The sequence below is a fragment of the Nannocystis exedens genome, from assembly GCF_002343915.1.
Taxonomy (GTDB): domain Bacteria; phylum Myxococcota_A; class Polyangia; order Nannocystales; family Nannocystaceae; genus Nannocystis; species Nannocystis exedens.
In genome coordinates this window covers 4,894,531-4,913,859 of the sequence record NZ_NETK01000001.1, presented here as the reverse complement: position 1 = coordinate 4,913,859, position 19,329 = coordinate 4,894,531, and the positions used below count along the sequence as shown (strand labels likewise).

The window sequence follows — 19,329 nt, the reverse complement described above, 5'->3', positions numbered from 1 at the left end:
TCATGTTCCAGGGGACATGTGCGAAAGTTGCAACGAGCCGGCGGCGCCGGGGCTGCCGCCGCGGCCCCGCGCGGCGCCCATGTCGAGCTCGACGCGCTCGATCGCGGCGCCGACGGGGGTGCAGTAGTCGAGGACGCTGTCGTCCTCGGGGTCGCAGGCCGGCGCGGGCTCGGCGAGCCGCTGCTCGGGGGTGCAGGCGACGTCGGCGACCGCGAGCGGCGGGAGGGCGCGGCCGTCGGCGAGGAGGAGGCGCACGCCCGCGGCGCCGGCGGCCACCGGGGCGCTCCACCACACGCGCACGGCGGCGGGCGCCTGGGCGCCGGGCATGGCCGGGCAATCTGTCCCCTGGGTCACGAGCTCGGCGGCGACGGGGAAGGGCGGGGCGTCGGCGGGGACGACGTCGGCGGACTGGCCGTCGAGGTCGCGGCCGTCGGCGTCGAACAGCTGGCCGGCGACGGTGACGCTGACGAGCTCGCGCTGGGGCGCGGGGACGACGAGCTCGAGCGCGCGGAGCTCGTCGCGCTCGCTGGCGGGGGCGAGGCTGGCGGCGATCGGGACGCGCCGGGTGCCGTCGCGGGCGAGGACGACGAAGCGGCTGGGGATCAGGGCGGCCGGGTCGAGCGGGCGGGTGAAGACGACGTAGACGAGGGTGCCGACCGGGACGCCGAAGTACTCGCGCCCGTCGCCGGCGGGCGGCGGCTGGGCGTGGGCCGAGAGGACCCGGGTGGGCGTGCCGAGGGGACGCGCGGCCGCGGGCGCGCCGCCAGGAGGCTGCGGCGGCATGTCGGCCGGGGCGAGGGCGCAGGCGGCGAACGCGAGGGCGGCCGCGACGCGGAACAGGGCAGGCACGCGAGCGCCAGGGTACACTGCCGCCGCCGATGCTGCACCTGGCCGCGCCGACCGATGAGCGCTGGGCCGCGCGAGCGCGCGAGCACCTGCCGGAGATCCTCCTCGACCACGCCCACTGCGAGAAGAAGGCGGCGTCGACGGCGTTGTCGCTGATCTTCCGCTACCCGGAGCGGCCGGCGATGGTGGTGCCGCTGTCGCGGCTGGCGCGCGAGGAGCTGGCCCACTTCGAGGAGGTGGTGGCGGTGATGCGCGCGCGCGGGCTCGAGTTCCGCCGCCAGACGCCGAGCCCCTACGCGGCCCAGCTGATGGCCGCCGCCCGCACGCACGAGCCGATGCGGCTGCTCGACACGCTGCTTTGCTGCGCGCTGATCGAGGCCCGCAGCTGCGAACGGATGCGCCTGCTGGCGGAGACGCTGGACGACCCGGGGCTGGTGAAGCTGTACCGCGGGCTCCTGGCGTGTGAGGCCCGCCACTTCCACAGCTACGTCGAGCTGGCGCGAGCGCTGGAGCTGGTCCCGGAGGCGGAGCTGTCGGCGCGGCTCGACGCTCTGGCCGCGCACGAGGCCGCGGTGCTGCGCGGCGACCCGGGCGAGCCGCGGCTGCACAGCGCGGTCGCGCCTGCGCTACAGTGAGGCCCGGCATGACCAGCGAACACCGCCCGTTCCGCGTCCTCGGGGTCCAGCAGATCGCAGTCGGCGGCCGCGACAAGGCGGCGCTGCGCCGCTTGTGGTCCGACCTGCTCGGCCTGCCGATCGTCGGCAGCTTCCGCAGCGAGCGCGAGAACGTCGACGAGGACATCGCCGTCGCCGGCACGGGGCCGTGGCAGGTCGAGGTCGACCTGATGCAGCCGATCGACCCCGACAGGCGACCCCGCGTCCACGAGCCGGCGCTCAATCACGTCGGCCTGTGGGTCGACGACCTCGACGCGGCGGTGACCTGGCTCTCGGGACAGGGGGTCCGCTTCGCCCCCGGCGGCATCCGCCGCGGCGCGTCCGGCCACGACGTGTGCTTCATCCACCCGCGCGGCGACGAGGGCAGCTTCCCGCTCGGCGGCGAGGGCGTGCTCATCGAGCTGGTGCAGGCGCCGGCCGAGCTGATCGCGGCCGGGCGGTGAGGGACGGAGGCCCGGAGCGGCCGGGCTTTGAGGACATGTCCTGACGGACAGCCGAGCTCACGGCTTGCAGTCGCGCGAGATCATCGACTCGGCGACGCCGCGGGTGACCGGGCGCGAGAAGTAGTAGCCCTGGCCGAACTCGCAGCCCATCTCGGCCAGCAGGTCGAGCTGGGCCCGGGTCTCGACGCCCTCGGCGATCACGCTCATCCCGAGGTTGTGCGCCAGCGTGACGATGGTGCGCACGATCTCCGCGTTCTCGCCGTCGGGTCCGATGTTGCTGATGAAGGAGCGGTCGATCTTCAGCGCCGACATCGGGAAGCGGTGCAAGTAGCTCAGCGAGGAGTAGCCGGTGCCGAAGTCGTCGACGTAGGAGTGGACCTGCTCGAGCCGGAGCTGCTCGATCAGCTCGGAGGCGGTCCGCGGATCTTCCATGATCACGCTCTCGGTGATCTCGAGCTTGAGGCTCGACGGGACGAGCATGCTCTCGTGCAGGGCCTTGGTGATCAGCGCCGGCTGGGCGAACTGCTTGCCCGACAGGTTGACGCTGATCGACAGGGCCTCACGGTGGGGGTACTTGGCGTGCCAGCGCTGCATCTGGCCGCAGGCCTCGCGCAGGACCCACTCGCCGATCGGGATGATGAGGCCGGTCTCCTCGGCGCAGCCGATGAACTCGCCCGGGAGGACGAGGCCGCGGGTCGGGTGGTTCCAGCGCAAGAGCGCCTCGAAGCCGCTGATCTGGCCGCTGACGAGGTCGATGACCGGCTGGTAGTAGACCTCGAACTCGCCGCGCTCGATGGCCCGCCGCAGGTCGCTCTCGAGCGTGAGCTGGGCGACGGCCTCGGCGTGCATGTCGGCGTCGAACAGCTCGTAGCGGCTCTTGCCGCGCCGCTTGGCCCGGTGCATCGCGGTGTCGGCGTCGCGCAGGATGTCCTCGGTGCGCTCGTAGCCGAGGGCGCTCCAGGTGATGCCGACGCTGATCGAGGTGTAGACCTCCTGGTCGCGCAGCGACAGCGGCTGCTTGAGCTGGCCGAGGATCCGGTCGGCCACGCGGATGGCGTCGCTGGCGTCCTGGACGTTGGGCAGGAGGACCCCGAACTCGTCGCCCGACAGGCGCGCGAGCAGGTCGTCGGGGCCGACGCAGTCCTGCAGCAGCCGCGCGACCGAGATCAGCAGGCGGTCGCCGGTCGAGTGGCCGAGGCTGTCGTTGATGTTCTTGAAGCGGTCGAGGTCGAGGCACAGCACCGCGAACGCGGGCCGACCCTGGCGCACGCCCTGCAGCGCCGCCTCGAGCTTCTCCATGAAGGCCTGGCGGTTGGGCAGGCGGGTCAGCGGGTCGTGCAGCGAGTCGTGGCGCGAGCGCTCCTCGCGGGCGCGCAGGGCGATCTCGGCGCGGCGGCGGCGGGTGATGTCGCGCGCGACGACCTGGACGCCGGTGACCGCGCCGTCGAAGTCGCGCAGCGGCACGACGGTCGACGAGAACCACCCGCTCTTGCCGCGGACCTCGATCATCTCCTCGACCGAGACGCCGATCCCGCTCTCCATGACCTGGGCGAAGCGGGCGAGGTAGGCCTCGGCCAGCTCGGGCATGTCGGGCGCGAGGTCGCCGAGGCTCTTGCCGATCAGGCTGTCGACGGTCGACGAGAAGAGGTCGGCGATCAGCTCGTTGGCGTGGAAGATGACGCCGTCGCGGTCGAAGCAGAGCAGGAAGACGTCGCTGGCCTCGACCAGCAGCTGGTACTTGATCTCGCTCTCCTGCAGGGCGCGCTCGATCTTGCGGCGCTCGCTGATGTCGACCAGCGTGACCATGATCGCCGCTGCGCCCTCGCCGTCGTCCTCGACCGGCACGGCGGTGAGGTTGGTCCACAGCAGCTCGCCCTTGGCGGTGCGCAGGCCGACGGTCATCGGCGGCTGCGGCTTGTGCTGCTCGAGGCAGCGCCGCAGCGGCGAGCCGGGGGCGAGCGGGTGGCCGTCGTCGCGCAGGGCGCCGCGCTCGAGATCGTCGATCGTCAGCGCGGCGAGGGCCTCGGCGCTGTGACCGAGCAGCCGCTGCGCGGTGGTGTTCGACATGACGATCGCGCCGCGGGCGTCGAGCTGGAGGATGCCGGTCGGGACGGCGTCGATGAGGCGCAGCAGCGCAGGCGCGACCAGCGGGCGGGCGCCGACGGCCGGGTCGCCGAAGTGCCGCGCGAGCCCGGGGGCCTCGCGCAACAGCCAGGCATGCGTCTCGACCAGCGGCGGGTCGACCCGCTGCGCCAGGTCGGGGTGCAGCTCGAACCACGCCGCCCGCCCGCGGGCGTAGGCGACCAGCGCGGTCCAGCGGGCGTACAGCGCCGGCGTCAGCGCGGCCGCCAGCGCGGCCCGCCCGTCGGCGCCGTCCCGCGGGTCGGCGGCGAAGGCCAGGCCGCAGCGCATGAGCATGTCGTGGAGGACAGGGTCTTCAGGCCATGTCTCGAGGTGCAGGTGCTGCTCGCGCAGGGCGTCGCGGGCGGCCGGCAGCTGGGCGATGAAGGCCCGCGGGTCGTCGAGCGCGGCCAGCACGGCGGTCGGCGCGAGGCCCAGGCGGGTGAGCGCGAGCGCGTGCTCGACGAGGCCGGCGCCGGCCCGGCGGAGGGTCAGGAGGAGGGTGAGCTCCTTGAAGACCGCGGGCAGGGGGCAATCGAGGTAGGCGTGTCTGGCGGCGTGCCACAGGTCGGCGAGGGTGTCCGGACAGGCGAAGGCCGGCTCGAAGAAGGCCGGCAAGTAGCCGAAACGCTGCTCGATCTGCGCACGCAGGGCGGCCAGGCGGCTCCCGGCCCCGGCCTCACTCTGGGGTTCGAGCCCGCTCTCGGCGGGCGATCCGGCATGTGCGTGGGCGTCCGTGATCGCAGTTCTCCGCGGAAAACCGTGCCAAAAGAGCGTTACAGGGGCCCGCGAGGGGTGTCAATTGCAGGACGCGTGAGGAGGCGGTCGGGACGCGGTTCCGTCGCGTTTTTCCGGGCTCATCCGGCACGTTTTTCGGGGAGATCGGCGCGCGGACGAACGCGCGGAGCGGCGGACGGATGACCGCGGCTCGCCCCGATGACATGACTGAAAGGACAGACGCGAGCGCGCCGTCGGTCGAGCCTGCGAGCCGGCGTCACGCGGAGCCGGCGAGACACGACAGCGACGACGCTGCGTCCGCGGAGGCGGTGATCAACCGGCCCGGCTGTCGCTGGGATCGCCGGCGCCGCCCTCGGGGTCGGGCACGAAGCGGTTGATCTTCGAGAGCAGCCGCCGCAGGTCGATCGGCTTGGTGTCGTAATCGTCGCAGCCGGCCTCGAGGGCCTTCTCGCGGTCGCCGGACATGGCGTGCGCGGTGAGGGCGATGACGGGGATACTCGCGGTCGCCTCGTGCTCCTTCAACACCCGCGTGGCGTACCAGCCGTCCATGTCGGGGAGGCTCAAGTCCATCAGCACGATGTCGGGCTTCTCCTTCTTCACCATGGCGACACCCTCGCCGCCGTCGACGGCGACGAGCACCTCGTAGCCCTTGCGACGCAGTCGCCTCGAGAGCATGTCCCGGCTGAGTTCGTTGTCCTCGACGATCAAGACCTTGGGCATAACCAGGTCCATCCTATCACCAGCGGCCGGCGAAGGGCGACCGCGCGACGCGCCGGGCGACTGCGCGCCGCCAACCTCGCGTCTGGTAAGCCCGTGTACGGCGGCGCGCCCGTTCAGGTCAGGACGAACTGACCGTCGGGCTCGCGGCGGACCCGGCCCTCGCCCTCGAGCTTGCGCAGGTGGGCGTCCAGAGACCGCTCGGCCAGCCACCAGATCTCCCGCGGGGTGTCGCTGTAGGCGCCGGCGAGGAGCTCGGGCATCCGCGTGGCGCCGGCGTTCAGGGCGGCGAGCACCCGGCCCTCGCGCTGTCTGCGATGGGTGATGTAGCGCTCGAGGCACTCCTGCGGCGCCGCGATCACGGGGCCGTGGGAGGGGACGAGCGCCGTCGGTCGCGCGGTACCGAGGCGGGCGAGCGAATCGAGGTACGCCGACATGTCTCCCCCGTCGGCAGGGTCGATGAGGATCGTCCCGATGCCGGCGACGAGGTCGCCGGCGTAGGCGATCCCCGTGCGCTCCTCGCAGTAGACGAGGTGGCCCGGCGCGTGGCCCGGCGTGAACAGGGCTCGAAGGACATACCCGTCGTCCAGCTCGAGCCGGTCGCCGTCGGCCAGCGTGACGTCGACGGGGAAATCGACCCGGGCCGCCGTGAGCGAATGGGCGTAGATCGGCGCGCGCCATCGCTGCGCGAGCTCGAACGCGTAGCCGATGTGATCGCCGTGGTGGTGGGTGACGAGCACGGCGACGATCTCCGCGCCCGCGGCGGCCCGCTCCGTGAGCAACGCATCGAGCGCGGCCCGCTCAGTCGCATACGGCGTGGCCGGCTCGACGACCGCGAGCCGGCGCGTGCCGACGATCAAAGTATTGGTCGCGGTCGCCGGCGGGAGCGTCGGCGTCTCGTACGGGACCCGCCAGACGCCGGGGTCCAGGACTTCAGGCTCGGCCATGGCACGCGAGTGTAGTGCCCACGGCGCCCGGTACAACACGATGGCGCGCCTCGCGGCGGCGAGGACCCGTATACTGACCGATGATGCGCTGGCGCCCCCGCTTGCTCGCGGCCGACCCGCCCGAGCTGCTGGTATACGACGAGGCGACCGTCTGCCCCTATCTCCAGGGGCGCGACGCTCGAATGCCGCTCCGCGTACCGACGCGGATGCTCACCCCGCAAGAGTTCGCCGAGCGCCTGCGGGTCGGCGACCGCCGCCAGGGCGTGCTGCTCTACCGCACCTCGTGCCCGACCTGCCAGGCCTGCGAGCCCATCCGCATCGACGTCGAGCGCTTCGTGGCCGACAAGACCCAGCGCCGCGTGTACCGTCGCGGCCTCGGGCGCATCGACGTCGAGATCGGTCCGCCCGAGCTCACCCCCGAGAAGGTCGCGCTCTACAACCGCCACAAGGCCGAGCGCGACCTCAACGCCGACGGCCACGACATCGACGAGGTCGGCTACCGCGCCTTCCTCGTCGACACCTGCTGCGAGTCGTTCGAGATCCGCTACCGCGTCGACGGCCGCCTGATCGGCGTCGCCGTCGTCGACCGCGCCGAAGACGCCCTGTCCGCCGTCTACTTCTACTTCGACCCCGACTTCGAGCCGCTGTCCCCCGGCGTGTTCTCGATCATGAAGCAGCTCGAGCTGTGCCGCGCCTGGGGTCTCCGCTACCTCTACCTCGGCCTGTACATCCGCGAGTGCCCGTCGATGGCCTACAAGGCCCGCTACCTGCCCCACGAGCGCCGGATCGCCGGCCGCTGGCGCCGCTTCGACCGCGCCGGCGCGGCCGTCGAGCCCCCCGTGTCCGAAGAGACATGACGCATCGGACAGGCGAGGCGGCGCGCCCGCCTCGACCCTGTGCGCTGCCCTTCGCCGAGCGGACCCGCCCTCGTTCCGCTGACGGTCCCCGGATCGCGATCGCCGCGGGTGCGCGCGGGCTGCTGGTCGCTCGGCGGCCGACGGCGCAACCCTTGCCGTTCGCGGCCGGCTCGCTCGGCCGGTTCCGCCCAACCGCAGGCCGGCCACGAGATCGTGCCCATTTAAACTGGTATGACCAGTTGACCATCGAATCTGGACATGACATGCTGAGCGCATCAGGCTCGTCCATGCGCCTCAAGCCAGTCGCCCGAAAGTCCCTGTCCGACGCTGTGTTCGAGCAGCTTTCTCAGGAGATCGTGCACGGCCGGATGCGCCCGGGCACGCCGCTGCCGAGCGAGCGCGCCCTGTGCGACGTCCTGCGGGTCAACCGCGGGGCGGTGCGTGAGGCGCTCAAGCGGCTGTCGCAGGCCGGGCTGATTTCCATCCAGCACGGCGGCGGCACGCGGGTGCTCGATTTCAAGCAGACCGCCAGCCTCGACCTCCTCAATCGCCTCCTCTTTCACCACGACGGCACCGTCGACCTCCGCGTCGCCCGCAGCGTGATGGAGATGCGGGCCGCGATGGCCCCGGACATCGCCCGGCTGGCCGCCTTGCGCCGCAGCCCCGGCCAGGTGCTGCAGCTCGACGAGGTCGTCGCCGCGATGGCGGCGCAGGAGCACGACTTGCTGGCGCTGCAGGTGCTAGCGCTGCAGTTCTGGGACCTGCTCACGCTCTGCAGCGACAACATCGCCTACCAGCTCGCCTTCAACGGCCTGCGTCACACCTACGAGGGCATGCGCGAGGCGCTGGTCGAGGTGATGAGCGAGGAGCTGCGCGACCTCGCGGCCTATCGCCGGATCGCCGACGCCGTGCGCCGCAAGGACGGCGAGGGCGCCGGCCAGAGCGCCCAGGCGCTGATGCAGCACGGCTCGCGCGGCATCTTGCAGCTGCTCGCCGCGCTCGAGCACCCGGACGAAGATCGAGCGGCAGACGGAGAGGAGGACGACGATGACGAGCAATGAGCACGAACCCCTGGGCGGCCGCGACGGCAAGAGCCCCACGCTCGGCCAGGCCGCGCGCGCCTTCTTCACCTTTCACAGCCCGCGGATCTTCGCGGTGGTGTGGCCGCTGCTGGTCGCCACGCGCCTCGCGGTCGGCGACTTCGGCTGGGCCTCCTCGTCGTCCCGATCCTCCTGGCGGCCCAGCCATTCGTCGAGTGGCTGATCCACGTCTACATCCTCCACTTCAAGCCGACCACGGTGTTCGGCCGCAAGTTCGACCTGCAGATCGCCAAATTTCACCGCGCCCATCACCGCGACCCGTGGCGGCTCGAGCTGGTGTTCATCCCCCGGCGCGCCGGCTGGCTCGGCCTGGCGATGTTCTCCGCGGTGTGGTTCCTGCTCGCGCCCACGCCGCAGGTCGCCCTCAGCGGCGTGGTCGGCAGCGTGACGATGGCTTTCCTCTACGAGTGGACGCACTACCTCACGCACACCGGCTACAAGCCCAGAGGCGAGTTCTACCGCCGGATCTGGCGCTACCACCGCCTGCACCACTTCAAGAACGAGCACTACTGGCAGGGCGTCACCACCCACCTCGGCGACCGGATCCTCGGCACCATGCCCGACCACACCGGCGTCCCCAACTCGCCGACCTGCCGCACGCTCGGGGTCGAGGCGCCGACCGACTTGCCCGGCCCGCCGTGAGCGACATGTCCTTCGGGACAGCCGCGGCCTCTTGCCCTCGGGCGCGCGCTCGAGGCACCCTCTCGGCGTGTCGCGCCTGTCGCCCGGGGTCCACTGGTTCTCGCCCACGCTGCCGATCCACGTCTTCGACGCCGCCGAGCCGGGTCCGGTCGCGCTGATCCAGGCCGGCATCCACGGCGACGAGGTCGCCGGCGTCCACGCGCTGCAGGAGCTGCTCGAGGAGCAGATCCGTCCGACCCGCGGGCGCCTGATCGTCGTCCCGATCATGAACCCTCCGGCCTATCGCGCCCGCCAGCGCTGCGCCCCCGGCGGCCTCGACCTCAACCGCTGCTTCCCCGGCGACGCCGACGCGCCCGAGCGCGAGCGCCGGCTCGCGCGCCGGTTCATGGACCTCGTGCTGGCCGAGCGCCCGGCGCTGATGGCCACGCTCCACGAGAGCCACAAGCGCTACCACCCCGACGTGCGGCCGTCGTTCGGTCAGACGCTGGTGTACGGCGTCGAGCCGATGCCGGCGATCATCGGCCGCACGATCGACCGCCTCAACGAGCGGATCGCCGGCGACGACGAGCGCTGGGCCCCGCAGTACTACCCGGTCGCGACCTCGTCCACCGAGGTCATCGTCGACGCGACCGGCTGCGTGGGGATCTGCGTCGAGACGTGGATGGGCCTGCCGGAGGCGCGGCGGATCGAGCTGCAGCGCCTCGTGGTCGAGCTGCTGCTCGACGACCTCGGTGTGCGTCCGATGGCCTGAAACGGCCGCTCGGCGCGCGTTCTGCCGCAGGCGTCCGCGCCGCTGCCACGGGCCTTGCGCGGGGGAGCCTCACGCCGGTTTTGTCGTGCCTCGCGCGGGTCTGCGGTAGATTTTGGCCAGTGCTCGAGTCCGCCACCGAGACCCTCACCGCCCCGGCCGCCCCCTCGTTGCCGACGAGCCCGCTCGCCGCCCATGCGGACGAGGTCTTCGAGGCCACCAGCCCCTACGACGGCGACGGCTTCCGCAACCACTGCCGGCGGCTGTTCCTGTTCACCGAGATGCTGCTCGCGCGCGAGGGCACCCCGCTCGCGCGCGACCTCGCGTACGCGATCGCCATGTGCCACGACCTCGGGATCGTCAGCCGCGGCGACACCGGGCGCACCTACCTCGAGCGCAGCCGCAGCCTGTTCGCCCGCGAGATGGCCGGCTACGAGCTCAGCGCCGCGCAGGACGTGGTCGACGAGTGCCTGATCTACAACCATCGTTTGCTGCCGGTGCCGAACCTGTCGCCGCAGGCCGACGCGTTCCGCCGCGCGGTCCAGATCGAGCACACCCGCGGGTTGCTCCGCTTCGGCCTGCCGAAGGCCCCGGTCGCCGCCGTGTTCGCCGCCTACCCGCGCGACAACTTCGACCGCGTATTGCTCGACTTCACCTGGCGGACCCTGCGCCACGAGCCGCTGACCCTCGTCAACGGCATCTTCTTCTGAGCCTTCGCGCGGTCCTGGCCGGTGCGCCATGTCTCCAAGGACATGGCCCCCAGGACATGCACAATATACCCTGTACGAGAGGACATGTCATGACGAGCGAGCGCCTGACCCCGGAGCAGACCGAGCAACTCGAGGCGGCCGCGTTCCGCAGCTTGATGGCGCACTTGCGCGAGCGGACCGACGTGCAGAACATCGACCTGATGAACCTGGCCGGCTTCTGCCGCAACTGCCTGTCGCGCTGGTACCAGGAGGCCGCCGCCGAGCGGAGCATCCCGTTGACGCAGGACGAGGCGCGCGAGATCGTCTACGGCATGCCGTACAGCGAGTGGAAGGCGAAGCACCAGAAATGACGCTGTCACTCGAGTCCCGCGAGCTCGAGGTCGCCACGCGCGGCCGCGGCCTCGTCGACGTCACCGCCGAGGTGCAGGCGTTCGTCCGCGACAGCAAGCTGCGCCACGGCCTCGTCACCGTGTTCGTCCACCACACCAGCGCCTCGCTGCTGATCACCGAGAACGCCGACCCCGAGGTCCACCGCGACCTCGAGCGCCTGTTCCACCGCCTCGCGCCCGACGGCGACCCGCTGTTCCGCCACGACGCCGAGGGCCCCGACGACATGCCCGCCCACGTCCGCAGCGCGCTGACCCAGACGTCGCTGTCGATCCCCGTGCAGGCCGGTCGCTGCGCGCTCGGCACCTGGCAGGGCATCTACCTGTGGGAGCACCGCCACGCCGGCCACCGCCGCCGCCTCACCCTCACCCTCATCGGCTCGTGACCGACTCGCCCGACGACATCGCCGCGGCTCCGCAGGCGCCCGAATCCCTCGAACCGCCGCCGAGCGGCCGGTCCTCACGCCGTCGCCTGCTCGCGCGCGCGATGGTCAAGACGATCGCCGCCTACGACCTGATCGGCGCCGGTGACCGCGTGATGGTCGCGATCTCCGGCGGCAAGGACAGCTACACGCTGCTCGATCTGCTGTGGGAGGCGAAGGCGCGCGCGCCGTTCCGCTTCGAGCTGGTGGCGGTCCACCTCGACCAGGTCCAGCCGGGCTACGACGGGGCGCCGCTGCGCCGCTGGCTCGAGCGCTTCGGGGCGCCGTTCGAAATTTTGCGCGAGGACACGTACACGCCGGTGGTGGCCCACACGCCCGCGGGCAAGGCGTACTGCTCGATGTGCTCGCGGCTGCGGCGGGGGATCCTCTACACCGCGGCGGAGCGGCTCGGCTGCAACAAGATCGCCCTCGGGCACCACCGCGACGACAGCCTCGAGACGCTGCTGCTCAACCTGTTCTACGCCGGCCGCCTGCAGGCGATGCCGGCCGGCTACACCACCGACGACGGCCGGTTCCGCGTGATCCGTCCGCTCATCGAGTGCGCCGAGGCCGACATCGCCGCGCACGCGAGCGAGGCCGGCTACCCGATCCTCCCGTGCAACCTGTGCGGCTCGCAGGACAACCTCCGCCGCGACAAGATGTCCGCCCTCATCGCCCAGCTCGAGCAGGACAACCCCGATGTCCGCTCGGTGATGCTCAGCGCGCTCAAGAACGTCGCGCCGTCGCACCTGCTCGACCCCCGCCTGCTCGCGCGCGGCGAGGCCGACGAGGTCGCCGTGCCCGACCTGCCCCAGCCCGCGAAGCCGGGCCCGCGCCGCCTCACCGTGCTGCCCTGAGCTGCGTCTGTCCTCGGGGGACGGACCGCTCGGCAGAGCCCGCCTGGCGCGATGACTCTCGGGACATGTCCTCAGAGCCATCCGCTGCACGTCGCCGCGAGCGCGGGCACGCGCCCTGATTCGCCGTCCCGAACGAGGACTTGCCCCACGTGCCCGCTCCCGCGCGGGACCGCGCAGCGAGGTGTCCTTCGGGACACCTTTCCGGCCCGACGCTTGCGACGCAGCGGTCTTCGTAGACATGTCCCTTGCGTCCTGGCACGCGAGACATGCTCTTCGTGCCAGGCGCCCGCCGTCAGCCGCGGCTCAGAACGGGATGTCGTCGTCGCCCGGGTCGGACGGCATGTAGTTGTTGTCGTACGGCTCGTTGCCCGGCCCGCCGCCGTCGTCCTCGAAGCCGCCGCCGCCGCCGCCGCCGCCGCCGCCGCCGCCGCGGTTGAATCCGCCGCCGCCGCCGCCGCGATTGCCACCGCCGCCGCCGCGGTTGCCGTAGTTCCCGCCGCCGCCGCCGCGGCCACCACCGCCGCCGCCACCACCGTAACCGCCGCCGCCGCCCTCACCACCACCGCCGCCGCCGCCTTCACCGCGGCCGCCGAGGAACTGGACCGTGTCGGCCACAATCTCGGTCGTGTAGTGCTTCTGGCCCTCTTTCTCGTACGACGAGGTGCGGAGGCGGCCTTCGACGTAGACCTCGCGGCCCTTGGTGAGGAAGTTGTTGCAGTGCTCGGCCTGCTTGCCCCACACCGTGATCCGGTGCCACTCGGTCTCCTCGACCATCTCGTTGTTCTTGTTCTGGTACTTGCGCGAGGTCGCGACGTTGAGCTTGCAGACCGGCTGCCCGTTCTGCATGTAGCGGAGCTCCGGGTCGCGGCCGAGGCGGCCGAGGACGATGGCTTTGTTGACGCCAGCCATGAGATTGCTCTGGTTCTTTTCTGTGGTCGCGCGAGGCCCGTGAGGGGCAATCACGAGCGGCGCGCGGATGATATACGCGAAACTGCCCCCCGCGGGGAGGTCGCTCGGTGCGGCTGCCTGTTTGCAGGCGCCGCGAAAAAAGTCGAGCCCGCCGTGTCGCCGTGGCGACCCCTGCGCGTGCTGGGGCGCGGGCCTGCGGCGAAGCGACCTGGAGCGCTTGACTTTGCGCACGATGTTCGCTCACCCGTCGACGCCTCCGAGATCGTCGCGACTCGGGTGCTCACTGAGGATCGTGCTGCGCCCCCGAGTGGGGACGCCGCGATCCCCGATTCTTCCGCGTCCTCCTGGCCGCCAATCGGTGATTTGTTGACGATGAGCGGCGTTCGGAACTATTACCGGGCATAGTGAGGGAGTACTCCCCCACGCACGCCGCCATGCAATTGTCGCTCAGCGTCATCCTCTTGCTGCGGAACCGTGAACCGGCCGTGACCCAGATGGTGCGGCGGTGCGTCGACGTGGTGCGGAGTCGGGGGGCCAAGGCGCGGCCGTTCGAGCTGCTGGCCGTCGACCAGACCTCGGTCGACAACACGCTCAGTCTGCTGAGCGTCCTGCACGCGCGGATCCCCGAGCTGCGGACCCTGCAGGACGTGCGTCAAGGCATGGCGGTGATCGAGGCGGCGCGGGCGGCCCGCGGCGACCGCTGGTTGCTGGTCGATCGCGTCGTCGACCCCCAGCTCATGACCTGGGGTTTGAATCAGCTCGAGAGCGGCAAGCGAGCCGCGATCGTGCCGGGGGAGATCCTCGCGGTCGAGGCCAAGCTCGGCGCGCAGGTGCTCGGCAACCTCGCCGGCGGGCTCGTTTCGGCCCAGCAGGCCGTCGAACACGAGCTCGCCGCTCGCGGCCAGCGGGCGGCGTGGAGCCCGGCGCCCGACCGCGGCGTCGCCGAACGCGCCGCGCTGTTCGTGCGCCAGCGCCTGGGTTGGGTCGGTTTGAGTCAGCTCGACCGCCCGCTCGGGACCTGAGCTCGCCCGCTGCTATAGTCCCGCGGTGGCCACCCTCCTCGCCATCGTCGCGCTCTCGCTTTTAATCATCGTTCACGAGTTCGGGCACTACATCTGCGCGGTCGCCACCGGCATGAAGGTCGACCGCTTCAGCGTGTTCGGCATCGGTCCGGTGGTCGCGCGGCTCGGCGTGTGGCGCGGCACCGAGTTCGTCATCAGCGCGATCCCCTTCGGCGCCTACGTGCACATCGTCGGCATGGAGGCCGACGACGCCCCCTCGCTCGCGGTGGCCGAGGGTGGGCGCCCCGGCGAGGTCCCCGAGCACGACCCGAACGACCCCACGCTCTACCGCAATCGCCCGATCTGGGCCCGCATGCTGGCCATCCTCGGCGGTCCGCTGGCCAACTACCTCACCGCGATGGTGCTCGGCTTCGTCGCCCTGACCATGGTCGGCAACGAGGTCCCGCTGTCGATGCGGGTCGACAACGTGGTCGAGCCGGCGGCCCAGACCGCGGGCCTTTTGCCCGGCGACGAGCTGGTCAAGATCGCCGGCGAAGACGTCACCGGCCGCGGCACGCAGGACAAGATCCTCGCCACCACCGCCGCGCACAAGGGCGAGACGGTGGCGATGGTGGTCCGCCGCGAGGGCCAGGAGGTCGCGCTCGACCTGCCGCTGACCGCCGAGGGCAAGATCGGCATCCAGATGTCGCCCGGCGAGGTCACGCGCGAGACTCACCCGGTCGGCGTCGCCGCCAAGACCGCCGTCCTGTTCCCGATCAAGTTCAGCGCCTTCCAGCTCGACGCGCTCGGCAAGTGGGTCACCGGCCGCATCGAGGGCAAGATGAGCGGCCCGGTCGGCATCGTCCGCGAGATCGCCAAGTCGGCCGAGCGCGGCGTCGAGGCCTTCCTCGAGATCGCCATCAAGATGAGCACCTTGCTCGGCCTGTTCAACCTGCTCCCGCTGCCCGCCCTCGACGGCGGCCGCTTCGTCTTCCTGCTGTGGGAGGCCGTCACCCGCCGCCGCGTCACCCCGCGCATCGAGGAGACCGTCCACGGCATCGGCATGCTGGCCCTGCTCGGCCTCATCCTCTGGGTCACCATCCGCAACGACCTGTTCTCGCACCTCTTCGGCTGAGATGGCCCATGGCCGCGCGTCAAGGACGACCCCCGCACAAACCCGCCGCACCGCCCGCCGACCCGCCGCCGCATTCCGCCGGTCCTCCGGCGACCGGTCCTTCGGGACAGGCCTCTGAGGCCATGGCTCAGGAGCCAGACTCGGGCGATGCCCCGACACCGCCGCCCTCCGCCGCCACCGGGCCGGCGTCGTCAGCTCGGGACGAGGTCCCGAAGCGGTCGTCCGCTCGCGCTTCGGCGCGGGCGCCTGCGAGCGCGTCCGCGAAGTCGCCGTCAGGTGCTTCGGGACATGCCCAGAAGGGCATGTCCTTGGAGACATATCCGGACGACGCCCCGAAGCCGCCCTCGTCCGAGGCCTACACGCCGGAGGCCGAGGACGTGCTCGAGAGCTTCGAGGTCGCCGACGGCGGCGCGGGCGACCTCGACGCGCCGGGGCGGTTCGGCGGCTCGACGCGGACCGAGGCGCTGGCGGCGCTCCAGGCCGACGCCGAGTGGCAGCCGCGCGCGAGCACGGCCGAGGACTTGGCGGCGATCGTCGAGCGTCTGCCCGACCTGCCGGGCGTCTACATCATGCGCGACCGCAAGGGCGACGTCGTCTACGTCGGCAAGGCGAAGCGGCTGCGCGCGCGCGTGCGGCAGTACTTCAACGGCACCGACCCGCGGCTGTTCGTGCCCTACCTGGCGCAGACGCTGGGCGACATCGAGACGGTGGTCACCTCCAACGACAAGGAGGCGCTGCTGCTCGAGAACAACCTGATCAAAAAATACAAGCCGCGCTTCAACGTCAAGCTGCGCGACGACAAGCAGTTCCTGGTCCTTCGCCTCGATCCCAAGGCGAAGTGGCCGCGGCTCGAGCTGGTCCGGCGCATGCGCCAGGACGGGGCCCGCTACTTCGGCCCGTACCACTCGGCCCAGAGCGCCCGCCACACCCTGCGGGTGGTCAACCGCTACTTCAAGCTGCGCACCTGCACCGACTACACGCTGACGCACCGCAAGCGCCCGTGCCTGCAGCACCAGATCGGCCGCTGCCCGGCGCCGTGCGTCTACCCGGTCGACGCCGACGCCTACGCGCTGCAGGTCAAGGGCGTCGGCCTGTTCCTCGAGGGTCGGCACAAGGAGCTGGTGGCCGGCCTCACCGCGCAGATGGAGGACGCCGCCGGCGCGCTCGAGTTCGAGACCGCCGCGCGCCTGCGCGACCAGCTCGCGGCGATCAGCACCAGCCTCGAGCGCCAGCAGGTGGTCGGCTCGGCGTCGCTCGACCAGGACGTCATCGGCATGTACCGCGAGGGCGGCCAGGTCGAGTTCGTGGTCATGCACGTGCGCCAGGGCAAGCTGCTCGGCACGCGCACCTTCTCGGCCCGCGGCATGGAGCTGCCCGACCCCGACGTCCTCGGCAGCTTCCTCGTCGCCTACTACGACGACGCGCCGACGATCCCCGACGAGATCCTCCTGCCCTCCGAGCTGCTCGACGACGACGAGGCGCCGCTCAAGGCCTGGCTGCGCGAGCACAGCGGCCGCAAGGTCGCGCTCCTCGTGCCCGAGCGCGGCGACCGCAAGAAGCTGCTGCTCCTGGCCCAGCGCAACGCCGCCTCCAACTTCACCTCGCGCCGCAACCGCGCCGAGGACAGCGAGCAGGCGCTGCGCACCCTGCAGCAGCGCCTCGGCCTCACTCGCCTGCCGCGCGTGATCGAGTGCTACGACATCAGCCACATCCAGGGTCAGGACACGGTCGCGTCGATGGTCGTGTTCGTCGACGGCGCCCCGGCCAAGAAGCGCTACCGCAGCTTCAAGATCAAGGGCCTCGGCGGCCTGGCCCAGGGCGACCGCCAGAACGACGACTTCCGCAGCATGTACGAGGTGCTCGGCCGCCGGCTCAAGCGCGCGAATGTCGGCGAGGACATGTCCGAAGAGGTAGATGAGTCCGCCGAGGCCGAGGCCGAGCCGACGATCGAGGCGGCCGACGAGATCGAGGAGAACACCTGGGCGCTGCCCGACCTGATGGTGATCGACGGCGGCAAGGGTCAGCTCGGGCGGGTCATCGCGGCGCTGCACGACCTCGGAGTGCCGGTCGGCGAGGGCGGGGTCGACGTCGTCTCGCTGGCCAAGGAGCGGCGCCAGGGCCTCGGGCGCGGCAAGGCGGCGCTGCAGCGGCTGCGCACCTTCAAGACCTACGCCGACGCCGCGGCCGCGCTCGACGCCGCGGGCTCGCTCACAGCCGAGGACGCGCCGACGCCGGTGGAGCCCGACCCCGACGCGCCGCAGCGACCGGGCCAGAGCTACCAGGACTACGTCGTGCGCACGCCCGACGACGACCCCGAGGAGTGGGAGGTCAAGCCCGAGCGGGTGTTCGTGCCCGGCGCGAAGGATGCGATCCGCCTGCGGCCCGGCAGCTCCGAGCTGTACTTGATGACGCAGATCCGCGACGAGGCCCACCGCTTCGCGATCACGCACCACCGCAAGCGTCGCGGCAAGCGGGCCCTCCACAGCGCGCTCGACGACATCCCCGGGGTCGGCCCGGCGCTGAAGAAGGCGCTCATCCAGCACTTCGGCACGGTGGCGGAGATCCGCAACGCGGCTCCGGCGCGGCTGACCGAGGTGAAAGGCGTGGGCGCAGCGCTGGCGCAGCGGATCCACGAGGCCCTGCGCGAGGGCGGGACCGACGCGAGTGCGCCCCCGCGCGGCGAGTCGTAGTACCGTCGTCGCCGCCATGGCCGTGATCAGCTTCGACTGCCCCAACTGCGGCGCCAAGCTCCAGCCCGACGACAGCAAGCGACGCGCGCGCTGCCAGTACTGCGGCGCGAACTTCGACCTGCCGCGGACCACGGCCGTGCCGCCGCAGCACCACGCGAACGCGGGCGCGTCCCCCAAGGTCGTCGGCGCGCTGCTCAGCGGCTTGGCGACGACGGTGGTGCTCGGCGTCGTCGCCGGTTATTTCGTGATGTCGCCCGCCGGCCCGAGCTCGATCTCTCAGGCGCTGGTGCCGACGACGCCCGGCGCTCCGGCGCAGACGCCGACGATCGGCGGCCCGCCGGTCAAGGCCGACCCGATGCGCAACGAGGCCGACTTCATGTGGGACGAGGTCGGCGGCCCGCCGGTCATCGTCACCATCGACGGCAAGGAGCACGTGCTCGGCCGCCTGCGCGTGCGCCCCGACGACCAGCTCCACGTGGCCGTGTTCGCGGCCGACGACGGCAAGGAGCGCTACCGCGTCGGCCCGTTCGGCAGCTACGGCGAGGCCTATCGCTCGACGTACTTCAGCGTGGTCGGCGAGCGCCTCTTCGTCACCGACTTCCGCGGCAAGCTCAAGGTGTTCGAGCTGGCCACGGGCAAGTCGGTGCAGGACATCGCGCTGACCGACCGCGCCGAGCGCTTCTGCCTGCTCGAAGGGACAGGTGAGAGCCCGCGCCTCTACCTCGCGCTGGTCGACCGGCGCCAGTTCCTGGTCGACGCCGCCGGGCCGGCGCTCAAGGAGGAGAAGCTGCCGCGGGCTTGCGACGCGCAGGGCGGGTGGAGCCCGCGCGGCGGAGACCCATCGCTGTCGACGAGCGAGCGGCTGCGCCGCGCGCCGAAGGTCGAGGGCATCGACGTCTCGGGCGTCCACCTCGACGGTGCGCTGGGCGTCGCGCGCGGCGTGAAGTCGCCGGGCACCGCCTATCCGATGGCCTTCGGCTTCGACCCCGCGTCACGCGAGGTCCGCTGGAAGAGCCCGGTGCCCGCGGTCGACCTCGCCTCGGTGCGCGAGCGCGACAACGAACAGGACATCCTGGCCGGCGGTCGCTACTTCGCCACCTACGGCGAGGGCTCCGAACACTGGCACCTCGCCGCCCTCGACGCGAAGACCGGCGACCGCCTGTGGGACAACAAGCTGCGCAGCATTTTCGCCGTCGACTGGCTGCGCGGCATCGAGGCCACGGCGAACCACGTCTTCCTGGTCCGCATGAGCTCCGTCGAGGTGTACGACGCCGCAACCGGTGCGCTCAAGGCCACGATCGGCGACGAGAGCTACGACGGTTGACGCCGTACGAGGCTGTCGCAAAGGCCCCACGAGGCGCCGCCGCGCCTTGTCGCTGCCGCGCA

General features: G+C 71.7%; 20 protein-coding genes. 15 read left to right on the top strand and 5 right to left on the bottom strand.

What is annotated here, in order from left to right; all coding sequences use genetic code 11:
* Positions 1 to 849 (bottom strand): hypothetical protein, encoded by an 849-nt coding sequence (locus NAEX_RS19370; protein ID WP_096328971.1) that lies wholly within the window; start codon positions 847 to 849, stop codon positions 1 to 3.
* Between the two features lie 29 nt (positions 850 to 878).
* Between NAEX_RS19370 and NAEX_RS19365 the strand changes: the two genes are divergently transcribed.
* Entirely contained in the window at positions 879 to 1,481 is a 603-nt protein-coding gene (locus NAEX_RS19365; RefSeq protein ID WP_096328970.1) for a MiaE family protein, read from the top strand.
* Positions 1,482 to 1,489: 8 nt separating this feature from the next.
* Positions 1,490 to 1,963, top strand: coding sequence for a VOC family protein (locus tag NAEX_RS19360; RefSeq protein ID WP_096328969.1), 474 nt, complete (start codon positions 1,490 to 1,492; stop codon positions 1,961 to 1,963).
* A 57-nt stretch (positions 1,964 to 2,020) separates the two neighbouring features.
* Here NAEX_RS19360 and NAEX_RS19355 read toward each other — a convergent pair whose 3' ends face one another.
* From NAEX_RS19355 to NAEX_RS19345, 3 genes are all read right to left on the bottom strand, one after another.
* Positions 2,021 to 4,702 carry a putative bifunctional diguanylate cyclase/phosphodiesterase gene (locus NAEX_RS19355; protein ID WP_096328968.1) on the bottom strand — a complete coding sequence of 894 codons (2,682 nt, stop codon included), beginning with the start codon at positions 4,700 to 4,702 and terminating at the stop codon, positions 2,021 to 2,023.
* Positions 4,703 to 5,134: 432 nt separating this feature from the next.
* Positions 5,135 to 5,542: a response regulator gene (locus NAEX_RS19350; protein WP_096328967.1), complete on the bottom strand. Its 408-nt coding sequence runs from the start codon at positions 5,540 to 5,542 to the stop codon at positions 5,135 to 5,137.
* 113 nt (positions 5,543 to 5,655) lie between these two features.
* A complete protein-coding gene (locus NAEX_RS19345) occupies positions 5,656 to 6,486 on the bottom strand; it encodes an MBL fold metallo-hydrolase (protein ID WP_096328966.1) in 831 nt (276 codons plus the stop codon).
* 83 nt (positions 6,487 to 6,569) lie between these two features.
* Between NAEX_RS19345 and NAEX_RS19340 the strand changes: the two genes are divergently transcribed.
* The 9 genes from NAEX_RS19340 (at position 6,570) to ttcA (ending at position 12,208) form a co-directional block, all read left to right on the top strand.
* Entirely contained in the window at positions 6,570 to 7,343 is a 774-nt protein-coding gene (locus NAEX_RS19340) for an arginyltransferase (protein WP_096333662.1), read from the top strand.
* Positions 7,344 to 7,630: 287 nt separating this feature from the next.
* The gene (locus NAEX_RS19335) at positions 7,631 to 8,404 is read left to right on the top strand and encodes a FadR/GntR family transcriptional regulator (protein WP_170135838.1); all 774 of its coding nucleotides are present in this window, start codon (positions 7,631 to 7,633) and stop codon (positions 8,402 to 8,404) included.
* Positions 8,391 to 8,606: a hypothetical protein gene (locus tag NAEX_RS50415; RefSeq protein WP_170135837.1), complete on the top strand. Its 216-nt coding sequence runs from the start codon at positions 8,391 to 8,393 to the stop codon at positions 8,604 to 8,606. Before NAEX_RS19335 ends, NAEX_RS50415 begins: the two co-directional genes overlap by 14 nt.
* Positions 8,504 to 9,085: a sterol desaturase family protein gene (locus tag NAEX_RS19330; RefSeq protein ID WP_096328964.1), complete on the top strand. Its 582-nt coding sequence runs from the start codon at positions 8,504 to 8,506 to the stop codon at positions 9,083 to 9,085. Before NAEX_RS50415 ends, NAEX_RS19330 begins: the two co-directional genes overlap by 103 nt.
* A 67-nt stretch (positions 9,086 to 9,152) precedes the next feature.
* Complete coding sequence (locus tag NAEX_RS19325) at positions 9,153 to 9,836, top strand: M14 family metallopeptidase (RefSeq protein ID WP_170135836.1); 684 nt, start codon at positions 9,153 to 9,155, stop codon at positions 9,834 to 9,836.
* A gap of 119 nt (positions 9,837 to 9,955) precedes the next feature.
* Positions 9,956 to 10,543 (top strand): hypothetical protein, encoded by a 588-nt coding sequence (locus tag NAEX_RS19320; protein WP_096328962.1) that lies wholly within the window; start codon positions 9,956 to 9,958, stop codon positions 10,541 to 10,543.
* 89 nt (positions 10,544 to 10,632) lie between these two features.
* Positions 10,633 to 10,893 carry a DUF1244 domain-containing protein gene (locus tag NAEX_RS19315; protein WP_096328961.1) on the top strand — a complete coding sequence of 87 codons (261 nt, stop codon included), beginning with the start codon at positions 10,633 to 10,635 and terminating at the stop codon, positions 10,891 to 10,893.
* The gene (locus tag NAEX_RS19310) at positions 10,890 to 11,315 is read left to right on the top strand and encodes a secondary thiamine-phosphate synthase enzyme YjbQ (protein WP_096328960.1); all 426 of its coding nucleotides are present in this window, start codon (positions 10,890 to 10,892) and stop codon (positions 11,313 to 11,315) included. Before NAEX_RS19315 ends, NAEX_RS19310 begins: the two co-directional genes overlap by 4 nt.
* Positions 11,312 to 12,208, top strand: coding sequence for a tRNA 2-thiocytidine(32) synthetase TtcA (gene ttcA / locus NAEX_RS19305; RefSeq protein ID WP_245913758.1), 897 nt, complete (start codon positions 11,312 to 11,314; stop codon positions 12,206 to 12,208). The genes NAEX_RS19310 and ttcA overlap by 4 nt, the downstream gene beginning before the upstream one ends.
* 303 nt (positions 12,209 to 12,511) lie before the next feature.
* Here ttcA and NAEX_RS53855 read toward each other — a convergent pair whose 3' ends face one another.
* Positions 12,512 to 13,117: a single-stranded DNA-binding protein gene (locus tag NAEX_RS53855; protein WP_096328959.1), complete on the bottom strand. Its 606-nt coding sequence runs from the start codon at positions 13,115 to 13,117 to the stop codon at positions 12,512 to 12,514.
* 434 nt (positions 13,118 to 13,551) lie between these two features.
* On the opposite strand from NAEX_RS53855, the gene NAEX_RS19295 reads away from it, so the two are divergent.
* From NAEX_RS19295 to NAEX_RS19280, 4 genes are all read left to right on the top strand, one after another.
* Complete coding sequence (locus NAEX_RS19295) at positions 13,552 to 14,139, top strand: glycosyltransferase (protein WP_096328958.1); 588 nt, start codon at positions 13,552 to 13,554, stop codon at positions 14,137 to 14,139.
* A gap of 25 nt (positions 14,140 to 14,164) precedes the next feature.
* Entirely contained in the window at positions 14,165 to 15,253 is a 1,089-nt protein-coding gene (locus NAEX_RS19290) for a M50 family metallopeptidase (RefSeq protein WP_096328957.1), read from the top strand.
* A 302-nt stretch (positions 15,254 to 15,555) separates the two neighbouring features.
* The gene (gene uvrC, locus NAEX_RS19285; RefSeq protein ID WP_170135835.1) at positions 15,556 to 17,943 is read left to right on the top strand and encodes an excinuclease ABC subunit UvrC; all 2,388 of its coding nucleotides are present in this window, start codon (positions 15,556 to 15,558) and stop codon (positions 17,941 to 17,943) included.
* A 16-nt stretch (positions 17,944 to 17,959) separates the two neighbouring features.
* On the top strand, positions 17,960 to 19,267 hold the full coding sequence (locus tag NAEX_RS19280; RefSeq protein ID WP_096328955.1) for a hypothetical protein: 1,308 nt from the start codon (positions 17,960 to 17,962) through the stop codon (positions 19,265 to 19,267).
* Positions 19,268 to 19,329: the final 62 nt, after the last annotated feature.

Excerpts from the sequence above, each read along its gene's own strand:
- NAEX_RS19365 (WP_096328970.1), top strand. The coding sequence starts at position 879 with ATGCTGCACCTGGCCGCGCCGACCGATGAGCGCTGGGCCGCGCGAGCG.
- NAEX_RS19360 (WP_096328969.1), top strand. The coding sequence starts at position 1,490 with ATGACCAGCGAACACCGCCCGTTCCGCGTCCTCGGGGTCCAGCAGATC.
- NAEX_RS19350 (WP_096328967.1), bottom strand. The coding sequence starts at position 5,542 with ATGCCCAAGGTCTTGATCGTCGAGGACAACGAACTCAGCCGGGACATG.
- NAEX_RS19345 (WP_096328966.1), bottom strand. The coding sequence starts at position 6,486 with ATGGCCGAGCCTGAAGTCCTGGACCCCGGCGTCTGGCGGGTCCCGTAC.
- NAEX_RS19340 (WP_096333662.1), top strand. The coding sequence starts at position 6,570 with ATGCGCTGGCGCCCCCGCTTGCTCGCGGCCGACCCGCCCGAGCTGCTG.
- NAEX_RS19335 (WP_170135838.1), top strand. The coding sequence starts at position 7,631 with ATGCGCCTCAAGCCAGTCGCCCGAAAGTCCCTGTCCGACGCTGTGTTC.
- NAEX_RS50415 (WP_170135837.1), top strand. The coding sequence starts at position 8,391 with ATGACGAGCAATGAGCACGAACCCCTGGGCGGCCGCGACGGCAAGAGC.
- NAEX_RS19315 (WP_096328961.1), top strand. The coding sequence starts at position 10,633 with ATGACGAGCGAGCGCCTGACCCCGGAGCAGACCGAGCAACTCGAGGCG.
- NAEX_RS19310 (WP_096328960.1), top strand. The coding sequence starts at position 10,890 with ATGACGCTGTCACTCGAGTCCCGCGAGCTCGAGGTCGCCACGCGCGGC.
- NAEX_RS53855 (WP_096328959.1), bottom strand. The coding sequence starts at position 13,117 with ATGGCTGGCGTCAACAAAGCCATCGTCCTCGGCCGCCTCGGCCGCGAC.
- NAEX_RS19295 (WP_096328958.1), top strand. The coding sequence starts at position 13,552 with ATGCAATTGTCGCTCAGCGTCATCCTCTTGCTGCGGAACCGTGAACCG.
- uvrC (WP_170135835.1), top strand. The coding sequence starts at position 15,556 with ATGTCCTTGGAGACATATCCGGACGACGCCCCGAAGCCGCCCTCGTCC.
- NAEX_RS19280 (WP_096328955.1), top strand. The coding sequence starts at position 17,960 with ATGGCCGTGATCAGCTTCGACTGCCCCAACTGCGGCGCCAAGCTCCAG.